We start from the raw sequence: 15,571 nt of genomic DNA on the forward strand, positions 1-15,571 counted from the left end.
CATGCCAGCCCCAACCAACGCGCCGGGTGAGAACCTGAAGATCAACGCGGATCGGCTGTGGGACAGCCTGATGGAAATGGCGAAGATCGGCCCCGGCGTGGCGGGCGGCAACAACCGCCAGACCCTGACCGACGAGGATGGCGAGGGCCGCGCCCTGTTCCAGAAATGGTGCGAGGATGCGGGCTGCACCATGGGCCTCGACCAGCTTGGCAATATGTTCGCCACCCGCGCGGGAACGGACCCGGACGCGCTGCCGGTCTATGTCGGCTCGCATCTGGATACCCAGCCGACCGGAGGCAAGTATGACGGCGTGCTGGGCGTTCTGGGCGGGTTGGAGATCATCCGTACCCTCAACGATCTGGGCATCAAGACAAAGCACCCCATCGTCGCCACCAACTGGACGAACGAGGAGGGCACACGCTTCGCCCCGGCCATGCTGTCTTCCGGTGTTTTTGCGGGCATTCACACGCAAGACTGGGCCGAGGGCAAGACCGACGCGCAGGGCAAACGCTTCGGTGATGAACTGGACCGCATCGGTTGGCGTGGGGACGAAGAGGTTGGCGCGCGCAAGATGCACGCCTTCTTCGAGCTGCATATCGAACAGGGACCGATTCTGGAGGCGGAACAAAAGGATATCGGCGTCGTCACCCACGGTCAGGGCCTGTCGTGGACACAGGTCACGATCACGGGCAAGGATTCGCACACCGGCTCCACCCCGATGCCGATGCGAAAGAATGCGGGCCTGGGCATGGCGCGGATCCTCGATCTGGTGGACGAAATCGCTTGGTCGCACGCGCCCCACGCGGTCGGCGCTGCGGGGCATATCGACGTCTTCCCGAACTCACGCAACGTGATCCCCGGCAAGGTCGTGTTCACCGTCGATTTCCGCTCCCCCGACCTCAGCGTGATCGAGGACATGGAGCGGCGGCTCAAGTCCGGCGGGCAGGCCATCGCGGATGACCTCGGCCTGGGCATCGAGTTCGAGAAGGTCGGCGGCTTCGACCCCGTCGAATTCGACGAAGGCTGCGTGACGGCCGTGCGCAACGCCGCCGAACGCCTCGGCTATTCTCACCGCGACCTGATCTCGGGCGCGGGCCATGACGCCTGCTGGATCAACCGGGTCGCACCGACAGCGATGGTCATGTGCCCTTGCGTGGACGGGTTGAGCCACAATGAGGCGGAGGAGATCAGCAAGGATTGGGCGGAGAAGGGCACGAACGTGCTGTTTCATGCAGTGGTCGAAACGGCGGGGATATTGGGATGAAATCAATATTTTTAATAGTCCTTCTAGTGATAGCAGGTTGCTCCAGGTCACTTAGTTATAATGATCCAATCGGGAGGTTGGATGCTATCGCCAGCCTAGAATACCTCCCAGGGGGACCAATCTTTTTGAATGGTCCATTGCAATATGCGCAAACAAGTGAGGGGACATATTCAACATATTTGCTCCGCGAATTTCAAGTAAATGGGTCAAATTTTATTCAGTTGTATGCTACTCTAAATCATAATCATGGACTTTTATTGAGAAGGGGTTCTGTAAACGGCTACGATGAAAAGATAGTATTAGATATTGATTATGATGTCTCATGTAGTAGTTTTGTTAGATGCGATGAGTACCAAACGCTAGGACTTTTTATTTCGGAGGAAGAGCTTCTTTCTGGTCTTTCGGAGGGCTTACAGGTGGAATTTCGGAATAGGAATCAATTAGTATTTGAGATTCCGGCATCTTATATCCGGGATTTTCAAAATCTCCGTACCGCTAGTGGAACATAAAGCATTCAAGGAGGCCAAACCAAATGACCAAAGTCATCAAGAACGGAACCATCGTCACCGCGGATCGCCAGTGGAAGGCGGACGTCCTGATCGATGGTGAGAAGATCGTCGAGATCGGTGAGAACCTCAAAGGGGATGAGGTGATCGACGCCACCGATGCTTACGTCATCCCCGGTGGCATCGACCCGCATACGCATCTGGAAATGCCCTTCATGGGCACCACGGCGGCGGAGACGTTCGAGTCCGGCACCTTCGCGGCGGCGGCGGGTGGCACCACGATGCTGGTGGATTTCTGCCTGCCGGGCGAGGACGGCTCGCTGCTCAACGCCATCGATGCCTGGGACCGGAAATCCAAGGATCAAATCTGCACCGATATCAGCTATCACATGGCGATCACCGACTGGAACGAGACCATCTTCGATGAGATGGAGGCGGTCGTTAAGCAGCGCGGTATCAACACCTTCAAGCATTTCATGGCCTATAAGGGCTCACTGATGGTCGAGGATGATGAGATGTTCGCCTCGTTCCGGCGCTGTGCCGAGCTGGGCGCGCTGCCGCTGGTCCATGCGGAAAACGGCGACATCGTGCAGGCCATGCAGGAGCGTCTGCTGGCCGAGGGGCAGACCGGACCCGAGGCGCACGCCTATTCCCGCCCCCCCGAGGTCGAGGGCGAGGCCGCCAACCGCGCCATCATGATTGCGGATGCCGCCGGTACGCCGCTCTACATCGTGCACGTGTCGTGCGAACAGGCGCATGAGGCGATCCGCCGTGCCCGTCAGAAGGGGATGCGCGTTTATGGTGAGCCGCTGATCCAGCACCTGACACTGGATGAGGGCGAGTATTTCAACAAGGATTGGCAATACGCCGCCCGCCGCGTCATGTCCCCGCCCTTTCGCAACAAGATGCATCAGGACAGCCTGTGGTCGGGTCTGTCCGCCGGTTCGCTGCAAGTTGTGGCGACCGATCATGCGGCATTCTCGGACGAGCAGAAGCGGATGGGTCTGGACAACTTCACCCAGATCCCGAACGGCACCGGCGGTCTTGAGGAGCGCATGGCGATGCTCTGGACTCAAGGGGTCGAGACAGGTCGCCTGACACCGGAGGAGTTCGTGGCCGCGACCTCCACCAACATCGCGAAAATCCTCAACATCTATCCCACCAAAGGCGGGATCATGGTGGGCGGCGACGCGGATATCGTGGTCTGGGACCCGTCGATCAGCAAGACGGTGTCCGCCTCTACCCAGAAATCCATCATCGAATACAATGTCTTCGAAGGGTTCGAGGTGAAGGCGCAGCCTCGCTACACGTTGAGCCGCGGCGACGTGATCTGGGCCTACGGCCAGAACTCGCAACCGCAGCCCGGACGCGGCAAGTTCGTGAAGCGGCCTGCATTCGCCAGTGCGTCCAAGGCGCTGAGCAAGTGGAAATCGCTGAACACGCCGAGGAAGATCGAGCGCGATCCGTTGAACATTCCGAGCGGGGTTTGAGTGTGGACAAAAATCCCTAGTCAGAAACTCTTAAGGTTCAGCAGGCTCCAGCCTGCTGGGCTCCGTACGTTGCTTGCGGAACGGTAAATTGCTCACCGTGGGCCGAAGAAAGCTGATCAATCAAGCCCTGACAAGAGAACCCCATCATTTTGAGGTACTCATCTGCGGAGCGCGACGCTTGCTCATTCCAATTCACAAAGAGACTATCCACCGCCACCGTAGCATCTGTAATATCAAACTGTTCTCCAAATTCTGAAGAAAGTTGGTCGATTAATCCTTGTCGTGAGAAGGCAGAAAACGAAAGGTAGCTTTCGGCTAACCTCACCGCGTTTTTCTGTTGATTATTTAGCGTTTGCGGGAGCGCAGCCGAGGCCATAAAAGCTGACACAAAAAAGCACAAAATAGATATATTTTTATTCATACTTCCAGTCCTTTGCTCACTTAACGGAGTGTAGGGTAATTTGGAGGGAGCTCGCAATTGAAATTTATTTGGCAACTGGGAGGGGATGATCGTAACCAGGTGTCTTTGATACACGCATGAAAACAGAAGTGTTCAGGCCCCTTGACCACCCGGTCAAAAATTGTGTCACTTGCTTGACCAACTCGAAGGACGTGCCTTGCAAGCCAACGTTATCTCAGCCCGCAATCTCTCCCTGACCTTTCAGACCAACGATGGACCGGTTCACGCGCTCAAGGACGTGAACGTCGACATCGGAAAGGGGGAGTTCGTCAGCTTCATCGGGCCCTCGGGCTGTGGCAAGACCACCTTCCTGCGCGTCGCTGCCGATCTGGAGCAGCCGACGGCGGGGGCGATCACCGTTAATGGCATGTCCCCGGCCGAGGCGCGCAAATCCCGCGCCTATGGCTACGTCTTTCAGGCGGCGGGCCTGTATCCGTGGCGGACCATCGGTGGCAATATCCGGTTGCCGCTCGAAATCATGGGCTATTCCAAGGCCGAGCAGGCGGAGCGCGTGGCGCGCACGCTGGAGCTGGTGGACCTTGCCGGGTTTGAGAAGAAATACCCGTGGCAACTGTCCGGCGGAATGCAGCAACGTGCCTCGATCGCGCGGGCGCTGGCCTTTGACGCGGATATCCTGCTGATGGATGAGCCGTTCGGCGCGCTGGATGAAATCGTGCGTGATCACCTGAACGAACAGTTGCTGAAACTGTGGGCGCGGACGGAAAAGACCATAGCCTTCGTCACCCATTCCATTCCCGAGGCGGTGTACCTGTCCACCAAGATCGTCGTGATGTCGCCCCGCCCGGGCCGTGTGACGGACTTGATCGAAAGCACCCTGCCGCGTGAACGCCCGCTGGAGATTCGCGACAGCCCCGAATTCATCGCCATCGCCCACCGGGTTCGCGAAGGCCTGCGCGCGGGGCATGAGGATGTATAGCGCAACCTGCCACCCCAAGGAGGGGGACGGGGCGACAGGCCGACTTCGCTCACGGCCATCGGCTTCCCAGCCTGTTCCGCACCGTCCGTTCAATCAGGCAGATCTTACTTTGCTCTTAAAATATCCAGAGTCCATCCTACAGACCCGCGCGGGCGGTGGTGAGGGCAGGAGCCTCCGCCCGGCGTGTTCGACGACAACCAGGAAGGCAGCGGCATGAGGTCCATCGTTCCCATCCTGACCGTTTTGGCGGCATTGATCGCGATCTGGTATGCGGGCGCGGTCGCGTTGAATGCGGACTGGGCACGTCAGCAGGCGGAGCGGCAGGACAGGACGCTGACGACTTCGGAGTTGATTGTGGAGACCTGGAATCAGGACCGGCCCCGTCTGCCCGCCCCCCATCAGGTCGCGGTGGAGCTATGGGACACGACGGTCGAGAAGAAGATCACGTCCAAGCGCAGCCTCGTCTATCACGGTTGGGTGACGCTCAGCGTGACACTCGCCGGGTTCGGGTTTGGCGCGGCGCTGGGCATCGCGCTGGCCGTGGCCATCGTCTATAGCCGAACCATGGATCGCAGCGTGATGCCGTGGGTCATCGCCAGTCAGACGATCCCGATCCTGGCCATCGCGCCGATGATTATCGTGGTGCTCAATTCCATAGGGATGCAGGGCTTCATCCCCAAGGCGATCATTGCCACCTATCTCAGCTTTTTCCCCGTGACCGTGGGCATGGTGAAGGGGCTGCGCGCGCCCAGTGCGATGCAACTCGACCAGATGAAGACGTGGAACGCCAGCGGCCTGCAAGGGTTCTTGCGCCTGCGCCTGCCCAGTTCGATGCCCTATCTGTTCACCTCGCTGAAGATCGCGGTGGCGGCCTCGCTGGTCGGCACCATCATCGGTGAACTGCCGACCGGCGCCGTCGCCGGTCTGGGCGCGCGATTGCTGGCGGGCAGCTATTATGGGCAGACCGTGCAAATCTGGTCAGCGCTGTTCGGGGCGGCTGTCCTCGCGGCGCTGCTGATCCTGGCCGTCGGCGTGTTTGAGCGGATCGTGACCAGACATATGGGGTTCGGACGATGAGCTTTGCCGTAATCTTCGCCGCGCTGATGATCTGGTTCGGTGGCTGGTGGATGAATGCCCGCCTTGCCCGGATCCGGGGGGGCAGGGGGGCGGGGGCCCTCGCGCCGATCCTGTTCGGGGTTACGGTGCTGGTCCTGTGGGAATTGCTGGTCCGCGGGCTGGGCGTGCCGGGTGCGATCCTGCCGCCGCCCTCGGCCATCGGGCAGGCCTTTGTCGCGAACCTGCCGACCCTGTGGGCCGATTTCGTCCAGACCTTCGTGAAGGGCGCGCTGTCTGGCTATGTCATCGGATGCTCAGTGGCCTTTGCCATGGCGCTGGCGGTGGACCGTTCCGATTTCCTGAAGCGGGGCCTGCTGCCGGTTGGCAACTTCATGGCTGCGCTGCCCATCATTGGCATGGCGCCGATCTTCGTGATGTGGTTCGGCTTCGGATGGCAGTCAAAGGCGGCGGTGGTCGCGGTGATGTGCTTTTTCCCGATGCTGGTGAATACGGTGCAGGGGCTGGCGGCGGCGGACCGGATGCAGGCGGATCTGATGCGGACCTATGCCGCCTCCCCCTTGCAGACGTTGATGAAACTGAAACTGCCAGCCGCAGGGCCGTTCATTTTCAACGGTCTGAAAATCTGCACGACTCTGGCGTTGATCGGTGCCATCGTGGCGGAGTTCTTCGGCTCACCGACGCTCGGCATGGGCTTTCGTATTTCCACTCAGGTCGGTCGGCTGGCGCTCGACATGGTCTGGGCGGTGATTCTGGTCGCGGCCCTTGCGGGCTCGGCCTTTTACGGTGTGGTAACGCTGCTGGAGAGAGCGGCCACCTTCTGGCATCCGTCACAAAGGGGAAGGTGACGGGGGCCCCAACAAGGAGAGAACTATGAAATTGCTCAAGACTTTGGCCGCAGCGACCCTGCTCGCCACGCCCGCGATGGCGCAGGACGAGGTGACGTTGCAGTTGCAATGGGTCACGCAGGCCCAGTTTGCCGGGTACTACGTCGCGCTCGATCAGGGTTATTATGAGGATGAAAACCTCGATGTCACGATCCAGCCCGGCGGCCCCGACATCGCCCCGCCGCAGGTCCTGGCCGGTGGCGGCGCGGACGTCATGCTCAACTGGATGCCCTCCGCCCTGGCCGCGCGTGAACGCGGCGTGCCCGTCGTCAACATCGCGCAGCCGTTCAAGACGTCCGGCCTGATGCTGACCTGCTGGGCCGATGCGGGCATCGAGACGCCCGAAGATTTCCGTGGCAAGACCATCGGCGTCTGGTTCTTCGGCAACGAATATCCGTTCCTGAGCTGGATGAGCCAACTTGGCATTCCCACGGATGGCGGCGAGGACGGCGTGACCGTTCTTCGGCAGGCGTTCAACGTCGATCCGCTGTTGCAGCGGCAGGCGGACTGCATTTCGACCATGACCTATAACGAATACGGTCAGGTTCTGGACGCCGGTGTGGGTGAGGACGAACTGATCACCTTCAAATATGAGGATCAGGGCGTCGCAACGCTTGAGGACGGCATGTACGTGCTTGAGGAAAACCTCGACGATCCCGAGTTTGTGGACCGGATGGTCCGGTTCGTCCGCGCCTCGATGAAGGGGTGGAAGTGGGCCGAGGAAAACCCCGAGGAAGCCGCCGAAATCGTGCTCGACAACGACGCGACCGGCGCTCAGACGGAGGCGCATCAGGTCCGCATGATGAATGAGATCGCCAAACTGACCGCAGGCTCGAACGGCGCGCTGGATGTGGCCGATTACGAACGTACCGTGGCCACACTGCTGGGCGGCGGGTCTGATCCTGTCATCACGATGGAGCCTGAGGGCGCGTACACATTGGAGATCACCGACCAGGCGCTCGACTGATCCTGGGCTGGACTGATCCGGGGGGGGGGCGACCGGCCCCTTCACTTTCTGAAAATATCCCCGCCGGAGGCGCAGCTTCATGAACGCGCCTCCGGCGGGGATGTGTCACGACGCCGAAACGTCACTCGCGCAGGGCAGCGCGGATCGCGTGGTAGCTGTCCTTGGGCGTACGCTCCAGCGTATCGAAATCGACATGGACGAGGCCGAACCGTTTATCGTATCCGGCCGCCCATTCGTAATTGTCCATCAGCGACCAGACGAAATACCCCCTTAGCGGCGTTCCCTCGGCAATTGCCTGTCTGGCTGCGGCGAAGTGGTCGCGCAGATATTTGATGCGCTGCGGATCGGGGCAGGTGCCGTCGAGCAGATAGTCATGCCCTGCCATGCCGTTTTCCGTCACATATATCGGCAGGTCGCCGGAATATTCGGTCGCCGCCCATGTCAGGAAATGGCGCAACTGATCGGGATCGACCTCCCAGTCAAAGGCGGTCTTCTCCAGCGGGCCGGGCGTGTATGCGATCTGCGGCCATGCGCCGCCGGCATTCACCACGCGTTTGCGTGTGTAGTAGTTGATGCCCAGCCAATCGACCGGGGCCTGAATGGTGGGAAAATCGTCCTGCCAGCCTTGCGGCAGATGCGGCTCCAACCCTTCGAGCGCGGCCTTGGGATATTCGCCTTTGAACACGGCCGACAGGAACCATTCGTTGTACAGGGCGTGGTTGCGTTCATGCGCGGCAATGGTCTCAGGCCGGTCGTCCACGGGGGTGGAGCCTTCGAGGTTGGTGACGATCCCCAGATTGTTCAGGCCCATGCCCCGCATCACTTCGACCGCGCGACCATGCGCCAGAAGAACGTGGTGCATGGCGCGAGCGGCGGCGCGGATGTCGCGCAAGCCGGGGGCGTGGGCCCCGAAGAAGTGGCTCAGCCATGCGACGCACCACGGCTCATTGATCGTGGCTGTCGCCTCCACCCGGTCCCCGATTTTGCCCATCACGGTTTCTGTGTAGTCCGCGAACCAGCTTGCCACGTCGCGATTGCGCCAGCCGCCCTTGTCCGCCAGCGCGGCGGGCAGGTCCCAATGGTAGAGCGTCGCATAGGGCCGTATGTTGCGTGCCAACATGCCGTCCACCAGCCTGTCGTAGAAATCGAGCCCCTCGGGGTTCACGCGCTGCCCGTCGGGCATCACCCGCGCCCAGTTCATTGAAAACCGGTAGGCGTCGAACCCCGCATTGGCGATCAGGTCCAGATCGGGCTGCCAGCGGTTGTAGTGATCGCAGGCGAGTGCTCCGTCCTCGGCCCGCTCCACATTGCCGGGAGTGGCGGCGAAGGTGTCCCAGTGCGACGGGCCGCAGCCACCGAATTTCACCCCCTCGATCTGATAGGCGGAGGTGGCGGTGCCGAAGGCGAACCCCTCGGGAAAATCGGCGCGGGTAAAGCCAAGGCCGGTCATGGTCAGGTCTCCTTCGGCGCGGGGCCGGTGGAGCGGCCCTCGATGAACTCACAGTCCCAGATCTCGCTGCTGACCTTCTTGCCAGCAATGTGGTCGATCAGCATTCGGGCGCATTTCGCCCCCGCATCCCGGACCGAGGAGCGTTGCACCGTGAATGGCGGCGGATCGCCCTCGTTCGCCATGAACGACAGATCGTCGTCATGACTGATCAGTGAGACATCGACCCCCAGTTCCAGTCCCGCATCGCGCACGGCCCGCGCCACACCCAGCGCGGAGATCGTGCTGGAGGTCAGGATCGCGGTGGGGGGCTGCGGCTCACGCAGCCAGCGGCAGGTCACGTCATATGCGTTCGTCTCCGTCATCTCCATGTTCACCATCCGGCTGGCCGGGGCCCGCAGGCCCTGCGCGTCCAATGCCTGCTCGAACCCGAAACGGCGGCGGCGGGCGAAACTGATCGTCTCTATCCCATTGAGCAGGGCAAAGCGGCGGTGCCCCAGTTCGATCAGGTAGTTGGTTGCGAATTCGAACGACCGGCGATTGTTGATGTCCAGATAGACGGGGCGATCCTCATCTATGTCCACCGAGCGGCCATGCACCACGAAGGGCAGGCCCAGTTCACGCAGCAGATCGACACGCGGATCGTCCAGGCGCGGGGTGTGCACGATCAGACCGTCCACGGACCGGCGGCGGGCAAGTTCGCGGTAGGTCTGGACCTCGTTCGCCTGCGGCACGGCGGACAGCAGGGTTTCGTAGCCTTCGGAGCTGTAGATCTCGGACGCGCCCGCCATGAATTCCGCGAAGATCGGGTTGATCATCTGATGGGCGCTCAACGGGATTACATGCCCGATCGCCATGGACCGCCCCGTTGCCAGCTTTCGCGCCATGGTATTCGCGCGATAGCCGTATTCGCGGGCTGCGGTCACAATTCGCGCGCGGGTATCTGCATTGACCTCGGGATAGCCGTTGAGTGCCCGCGACACCGTCGTCGGAGACAGCTCCAACCGTTCGGCGAGTTCCTTGAGTGTCATTGCTTCGCGTTCCTCTCAAAGCGTTTTGACGATATGCCTAGTTTGATTTGCGCTGGTAGCGCAAGCGTTCAGCCCTACCATTACGTCGCTTGACTTCGCGGGCTGGCGTTCGCATCGTGATCGAACCTCAAAGCGGTTCGACCAGCAATCCGCCCGCCGCGAAGCCGAAATTATCATAAGCCGCCGAAGTGCGGATAAAATGGGAGAAACAACATGAAGCGCAATTTGCTCGTGGGTGTCGCAGCCGCCGCTCTGATCGTCGGTCCGGCCTTTGCTCAAGACAATCTGATGTTCACTCCGGGTGAGGGAGACCAGTTCACATGGTCATCCTACGAGGAGTACGTCGCGAACGCCCCCGACCTGTCGGGTGAGACCGTGACCGTCGCCGGCCCGTGGCTGGGCCCGGACAAGGATCTGATCGAATCAGTGCTCGCCTATTTCACCGAGGCGACGGGCGCCACGGTCGAATATGCCGGTTCCGACAGCTTCGAACAGCAGATCCGCATCGACGCGCAGGCCGGATCCGCCCCCAATGTCGCGGTGTTCCCGCAACCGGGCCTGCTGGGCGATATGGCGCGTGAGGGTCTGGTCGCCCCCCTGACCGAGGAAGATGCCGCCTGGGTCGCGGAAAACTACGCCGCCGGTCAATCCTGGGTCGATCTGGCGACCTTCGACGGGGAGCTTTACGGCTTTTTCTACAAGGCGGACGTGAAATCCCTCGTGTGGTTCGTGCCCGAGAACTTTGAGGATGCCGGCTACGAGGTGCCCTCCACCATGGAGGGGCTGAAGGAGCTGACCGATCAGATCGTCGCGGATGGCGGCACGCCGTGGTGCATCGGGCTGGGTTCAGGCGGTGCGACGGGCTGGCCCGCGACCGACTGGGTCGAGGATATGTTGCTGCGCACGGCCGAGCCTGCGGTCTATGACCAGTGGGTCGCCAACGAGATTCCATTCGACGATCCGCGCATCGTCGCCGCGATCGAGGAATTCGGCTACTTCGCGCGCAACGACGATTATGTCGCGGGCGGCGCTGCTGCCGTTGCCACGACCGATTTCCGCGACAGCCCCAAGGGCCTGTTCTCGTTCCCGCCCGAATGCTACATGCACCGTCAGGCCTCGTTCATTCCCGCCTTCTTCCCCGAGGGGACGGAAGTGGGGCTCGACGTCGATTTCTTCTATTTCCCGTCCTACGAGAGCAAGGATCTGGGCACCCCGGTTCTGGGCGCGGGCACCGTGTTCGGCATCACAGAGGACAGCCCCGGCGCACGTGCGCTGATCGACTTCCTCAAGACGCCGATCGCGCATGAGGTCTGGATGGCGCAGGGCGGTCTGCTGACCGCGCATTCCGGCGTCAACACGGATGCCTATGTCAATGACGCGACCCGTTCGCAGGGGCAAATCCTGCTGGATGCGACGACATTCCGTTTTGACGGGTCCGATCTGATGCCCGGCGGTATCGGGGCAGGCGCGTTCTGGACCGGCATGATCGATTACGCAGGCGGTGCCGATGCCGAGGAGGTAGCAGGCTCGATCCAAGAAACCTGGGACGCGCTGAAGTAATCCGGCCCCTCTCACGATCACAGCCGGGGCGCGCAAAGCGCCCCGGTTCCGGCCAGGTAGGCGCGGCAGACGCAGGCGGGCCATCGACATTACGGGAGAATACGCGATGAACCCTATCGTTCTGGCGCTGTTGACGGTCGTACTGGGCGTGATCGCCTGTGCCGCGTATTTTTTCGGCTCGAACTGGCTTCTGGATCGGGCGCTTCCTGACGAGGGGCCGAATGCAGGGCGCAACATCAACCGCGCCAATGCCATTCGCCCGTGGCTGTTTCTGTTTCCGGCGATCGCCATTCTGGGCTTGTATCTGGTTTATCCGGTCTTCAACTCGATCTGGTTGAGCATGATGGACCGCAGCCGCGAGAATTTCGTCGGGCTGGACAATTACCGCTGGATGATCGCGGACGACAAGTTTCGCGAAAGCCTGTTCAACAACGCGATGTGGCTGATTATCGTGCCTGCGGCGTCCACGTTCCTGGGCCTGGTCGCAGCCGGTCTGACCGACCGGATCTGGTGGGGGAATATCGCCAAGTCGCTGATCTTCATGCCGATGGCGATTTCTTTTGTCGGGGCGTCGGTAATCTGGAAATTTATCTACGACTATCGCGGCGAGGATCAGACGCAGATCGGCTTGCTTAACTCCATCGTTACCGGGCTGGGCGGCGATCCGCAGGCATGGATTACGCTGCCATTCTGGAACGACATCTTTCTGATGGTGATCCTGATCTGGATCCAGACCGGCTTCGCGATGGTGATCCTGTCCGCCGCCCTGCGCGGCATACCGGAGGAAACGGTGGAGGCCGCCGTGCTGGACGGGGCCGGTCCGCTGACCGTGTTTTTCAGGATCAAGATACCGCAGATCGCAGGCACCATCGCCGTGGTCTGGACGACAATCACGATTCTGGTGCTCAAGGTGTTCGACATCGTGTTCGCCATGACGAATGGCGAATGGGGCACGCAGGTTCTGGCCAATTACATGTACCGCATGACCTTTATCGACGGGCATGACGGGCGGGGGTCGGCCATTGCGCTGACCATCATGGTTCTGGTTATCCCGATCATGGTCTGGAACATCCGCAACGCGATGAAGGAGAATTCGTGATGGAGGGGTCCGCAGGCAAGAGCCCGGCTCTGATCTGGGTCGTCAATCTTTCCGCCATTCTGCTGGTGGTGCTCTGGACGATCCCGACATTCGGCATTTTCGTGTCTTCGTTCCGGGACCGTGACGCGATCTCTACCTCGGGCTGGTGGACCGCGCTCAGCGCGTCCGAACAGTCGCTGGTCGCGCGGGCGGGTGCGCCGGATGACGCGGTGCCGGTCGGGTCGGAATGGGTGATCTCCGGCTCCGTCTTCGACGAAGGGATGTCGGGTGAGGTGACGGCCTTCGGGTCGCGCGCGCAGGATCCCACCTCGAACGAACCGGGTGAGCCGCTGGTGCTGCGCGACGATGGCGTGCTGCAAGTCGCGGAGGATGGCACTTACACCATCACCTACGCGGAACAGCCCGAGGGCCGGCGCGGGGCGCGCATCTTCTACACCACCGAGGTCGCGCCCGAGATTACGCTCGATAATTACCGGACCGTTCTGGGGTCGGAGGGTGTGGCGCAGAGCTTTCTCAACTCGCTGACCGTGTCGATCCCCGCCACGATCATCCCCATCCTGATCGCGGCCTTTGCCGCCTATGCGCTGGCGTGGATGGAGTTTCCGGGGCGTGTCATGCTGGTCGCGCTCATCGTTGGCCTGCTGGTGGTTCCGCTGCAACTGTCGCTGATTCCGCTTCTGAAATTCTATGGCGTGGTGGGGGAGGCGTTCGGCGTTTCAGCCAAGGGTTATGTCGGTATCTGGCTGGCGCATACCGGTTTCGGCCTGCCGCTGGCGGTGTACCTGCTGCGCAATTACATGGCCGGTCTGCCGCGGGAAGTGATCGAGAGCGCGCGCGTCGACGGCGCGACGGATTTCGGCATCTTCATGCGGATCGTGCTGCCCCTCAGCTTTCCGGCGCTGGCGTCTTTCGCGATCTTCCAGTTCCTGTGGACATGGAACGACCTGCTGATCGCCAAGGTGTTTCTGGGGCAATCCGACAACCAGATGGTTCTGACGGGGCGTCTGGTGGAGCTTCTGGGCTCCCGCGGGGGGGATTGGGAAATCCTGACGACATCGGCATTCATAACGATCATCGTGCCGTTGATCGTATTCTTTTCAATGCAAAAATACCTGGTGCGCGGCCTGCTGGCCGGCTCGGTCAAGGGTGGCTAAATGAATCTTGCCGTATCCGTAGAATCCAACAGCGACATGCTGGTCGATCCCGACTGGTGGCGCGGTGCCGTGATCTATCAGATTTATCCCCGGTCCTATCAGGACTCCAACAGTGACGGGGTGGGGGACCTTTCGGGGATCATTCATCGCCTGCCGCACATCGCCAGTCTGGGTGTGGATGCGATCTGGATTTCACCGTTCTTCCGTTCCCCCATGCTGGATTTCGGCTATGACGTGTCCGATTACCGCGACGTGGACCCGCTGTTCGGCACGCTGGGCGATTTCGACGCGCTGATCGCGCGGGCACATGAACTGGACCTGAAGGTGATGATCGACCTCGTGCTCAGCCACACGTCGGATCAGCATGCGTGGTTTCAGGAAAGCCGCTCGTCGCGCGACAACCCCAAGGCCAACTGGTACGTCTGGGCCGACGCGAAGGAGGACGGCACGCCGCCGAACAACTGGCTGTCGATCTTTGGCGGTTCGGGGTGGGAGTGGGACAGCGAGCGCCAGCAATATTACATGCACAACTTCCTCAAGCAGCAACCGGACCTGAACTTCCATGAGCCGGAGGTGCAGGACGCCCTGCTGGACGTGACGCGCTTCTGGCTGGAGCGGGGGGTGGACGGCTTCCGGCTGGACACCATAAATTTCTACATCCACGACAAGCAGTTGCGCGACAATCCGGTTTGCCCGGTCGAGGATCGCAATGCCTCCACCGCGCCTGCGGTCAATCCCTATAATTGGCAATTGCACGTGCACGACAAGAACCAGCCGGAGAATCTGGAGTTTCTCAAACGCTACCGAGCGTTGCTCGACGAATATCCGGGCAAGACGGCCGTGGGTGAGGTCGGGGATTCCCAGATGGGCATGCAGATACAGGCGCAATACACCTCGGGCGGGGACAAGGTGCACATGTGCTACGCCTTCGACTTCCTCGCGCCCGAGGCACCGAACGGCACGATGATCGCGGATGTCCTGACCCGGTTCGAGCAGGTCGCGACCGACGGCTGGGCCTGCTATGCGTTTTCCAACCACGACGTGGTGCGCCATGCCAGCCGCTGGAACCTGGGTGAGGCGGCGCAACGGCTCTACGCTGCATTGTTGATGAGCATTCGCGGCTCCGTCTGCCTGTATCAGGGGGAGGAACTGGGCCTGACCGAGGCCTATGTCAGCTATGAGGAATTGCAGGACCCCTACGGCATACGCTTCTGGCCGAAGTTCAAGGGGCGCGACGGCTGTCGCACGCCGATCCCGTGGTCCTCGGACGGGCCGACGGGCGGGTTCACCGATACGAAACCCTGGCTGCCCGTCGCGATGGAGCATCTTTCGAAATCGGTGGCTGAGCAGGATCGTGACGATCACTCGATGCTCAATTTCTATCGGCAGATGGTCGGGTTCCGAAAGGCGCAGCCGGCGTTGATAAACGGCAGCTTCGAACTGGTCGCCGCGCGCGACGACATGGTGTCGTTCATCCGGCAGGCCGATGACGGGCAGCGTGTCTTCTGCGCCTTCAACCTGTCCAATAGCGCGGTTCCGATAGATTTGCCCGCAGGGAGCTGGCGCCAGGACATGGCGGCACCGTTCCGCCCGTCGATCACGGACAAGTCCATCACGCTGCCGCCGTATCAAGCATATTTCGCCCATGAGGACCGTTGAGTTCAAAAATGATCAGGGCATTCACATCTAGGGGAG

Annotated in this window: 13 protein-coding genes; 10 read left to right on the plus strand and 3 right to left on the minus strand. The window is 61.1% G+C overall.

Going from position 1 to position 15,571, the window contains the following annotated elements; translation table 11 throughout:
• The first annotated feature begins 1 nt into the window (after position 1).
• A complete protein-coding gene (locus H1S03_RS12890) occupies positions 2-1,264 on the plus strand; it encodes a Zn-dependent hydrolase (RefSeq protein WP_185804816.1) in 1,263 nt (420 codons plus the stop codon).
• Between the two features lie 532 nt (positions 1,265-1,796).
• Positions 1,797-3,260 (plus strand): dihydropyrimidinase, encoded by a 1,464-nt coding sequence (gene hydA / locus H1S03_RS12895; protein ID WP_185804817.1) that lies wholly within the window; start codon positions 1,797-1,799, stop codon positions 3,258-3,260.
• 37 nt (positions 3,261-3,297) lie between these two features.
• Here hydA and H1S03_RS12900 read toward each other — a convergent pair whose 3' ends face one another.
• The gene (locus tag H1S03_RS12900; RefSeq protein ID WP_185804818.1) at positions 3,298-3,681 is read right to left on the minus strand and encodes an Ltp family lipoprotein; all 384 of its coding nucleotides are present in this window, start codon (positions 3,679-3,681) and stop codon (positions 3,298-3,300) included.
• Positions 3,682-3,877: 196 nt separating this feature from the next.
• Here H1S03_RS12900 and H1S03_RS12905 point away from each other — a divergent pair, with 196 nt between their 5' ends.
• From H1S03_RS12905 to H1S03_RS12920, 4 genes are all read left to right on the plus strand, one after another.
• On the plus strand, positions 3,878-4,657 hold the full coding sequence (locus H1S03_RS12905) for an ABC transporter ATP-binding protein (protein WP_185804819.1): 780 nt from the start codon (positions 3,878-3,880) through the stop codon (positions 4,655-4,657).
• 213 nt (positions 4,658-4,870) lie between these two features.
• The gene (locus H1S03_RS12910; RefSeq protein ID WP_166187233.1) at positions 4,871-5,734 is read left to right on the plus strand and encodes an ABC transporter permease; all 864 of its coding nucleotides are present in this window, start codon (positions 4,871-4,873) and stop codon (positions 5,732-5,734) included.
• Between the two features lie 50 nt (positions 5,735-5,784).
• Positions 5,785-6,579 carry an ABC transporter permease gene (locus tag H1S03_RS12915; RefSeq protein ID WP_430700915.1) on the plus strand — a complete coding sequence of 265 codons (795 nt, stop codon included), beginning with the start codon at positions 5,785-5,787 and terminating at the stop codon, positions 6,577-6,579.
• 25 nt (positions 6,580-6,604) lie between these two features.
• Complete coding sequence (locus tag H1S03_RS12920; RefSeq protein ID WP_185804821.1) at positions 6,605-7,585, plus strand: ABC transporter substrate-binding protein; 981 nt, start codon at positions 6,605-6,607, stop codon at positions 7,583-7,585.
• A 121-nt stretch (positions 7,586-7,706) separates the two neighbouring features.
• On the opposite strand, the gene H1S03_RS12925 is transcribed toward H1S03_RS12920, so the two are convergent.
• A complete protein-coding gene (locus H1S03_RS12925) occupies positions 7,707-9,035 on the minus strand; it encodes a GH1 family beta-glucosidase (RefSeq protein ID WP_185804822.1) in 1,329 nt (442 codons plus the stop codon).
• A gap of 2 nt (positions 9,036-9,037) precedes the next feature.
• Entirely contained in the window at positions 9,038-10,063 is a 1,026-nt protein-coding gene (locus tag H1S03_RS12930) for a LacI family DNA-binding transcriptional regulator (protein WP_185804823.1), read from the minus strand.
• 213 nt (positions 10,064-10,276) lie between these two features.
• On the opposite strand from H1S03_RS12930, the gene H1S03_RS12935 reads away from it, so the two are divergent.
• The 4 genes from H1S03_RS12935 (at position 10,277) to H1S03_RS12950 (ending at position 15,535) form a co-directional block, all read left to right on the plus strand.
• Positions 10,277-11,623, plus strand: coding sequence for an ABC transporter substrate-binding protein (locus H1S03_RS12935; RefSeq protein ID WP_185804824.1), 1,347 nt, complete (start codon positions 10,277-10,279; stop codon positions 11,621-11,623).
• A gap of 106 nt (positions 11,624-11,729) precedes the next feature.
• Positions 11,730-12,722, plus strand: coding sequence for a carbohydrate ABC transporter permease (locus H1S03_RS12940; RefSeq protein WP_185804825.1), 993 nt, complete (start codon positions 11,730-11,732; stop codon positions 12,720-12,722).
• Entirely contained in the window at positions 12,722-13,876 is a 1,155-nt protein-coding gene (locus tag H1S03_RS12945) for a carbohydrate ABC transporter permease (RefSeq protein WP_166187219.1), read from the plus strand. Before H1S03_RS12940 ends, H1S03_RS12945 begins: the two co-directional genes overlap by 1 nt.
• A complete protein-coding gene (locus H1S03_RS12950) occupies positions 13,877-15,535 on the plus strand; it encodes an alpha-glucosidase family protein (protein ID WP_185804826.1) in 1,659 nt (552 codons plus the stop codon). It begins immediately after the preceding gene.
• Positions 15,536-15,571 lie beyond the last annotated feature (36 nt).

It is taken from the genome of Pontivivens nitratireducens (genome assembly GCF_014235845.1).
GTDB lineage: Bacteria > Pseudomonadota > Alphaproteobacteria > Rhodobacterales > Rhodobacteraceae > Pontivivens > Pontivivens nitratireducens.

Coding starts and splice junctions, on each gene's coding strand:
- H1S03_RS12930 (WP_185804823.1), bottom strand. CDS start 10,063: ATGACACTCAAGGAACTCGCCGAACGGTTGGAGCTGTCTCCGACGACG.
- H1S03_RS12950 (WP_185804826.1), top strand. CDS start 13,877: ATGAATCTTGCCGTATCCGTAGAATCCAACAGCGACATGCTGGTCGAT.
- H1S03_RS12945 (WP_166187219.1), top strand. CDS start 12,722: ATGGAGGGGTCCGCAGGCAAGAGCCCGGCTCTGATCTGGGTCGTCAAT.
- H1S03_RS12935 (WP_185804824.1), top strand. CDS start 10,277: ATGAAGCGCAATTTGCTCGTGGGTGTCGCAGCCGCCGCTCTGATCGTC.
- H1S03_RS12925 (WP_185804822.1), bottom strand. CDS start 9,035: ATGACCGGCCTTGGCTTTACCCGCGCCGATTTTCCCGAGGGGTTCGCC.
- H1S03_RS12915 (WP_430700915.1), top strand. CDS start 5,785: ATGAATGCCCGCCTTGCCCGGATCCGGGGGGGCAGGGGGGCGGGGGCC.
- H1S03_RS12910 (WP_166187233.1), top strand. CDS start 4,871: ATGAGGTCCATCGTTCCCATCCTGACCGTTTTGGCGGCATTGATCGCG.
- H1S03_RS12900 (WP_185804818.1), bottom strand. CDS start 3,681: ATGAATAAAAATATATCTATTTTGTGCTTTTTTGTGTCAGCTTTTATG.
- H1S03_RS12940 (WP_185804825.1), top strand. CDS start 11,730: ATGAACCCTATCGTTCTGGCGCTGTTGACGGTCGTACTGGGCGTGATC.
- H1S03_RS12890 (WP_185804816.1), top strand. CDS start 2: ATGCCAGCCCCAACCAACGCGCCGGGTGAGAACCTGAAGATCAACGCG.
- hydA (WP_185804817.1), top strand. CDS start 1,797: ATGACCAAAGTCATCAAGAACGGAACCATCGTCACCGCGGATCGCCAG.
- H1S03_RS12920 (WP_185804821.1), top strand. CDS start 6,605: ATGAAATTGCTCAAGACTTTGGCCGCAGCGACCCTGCTCGCCACGCCC.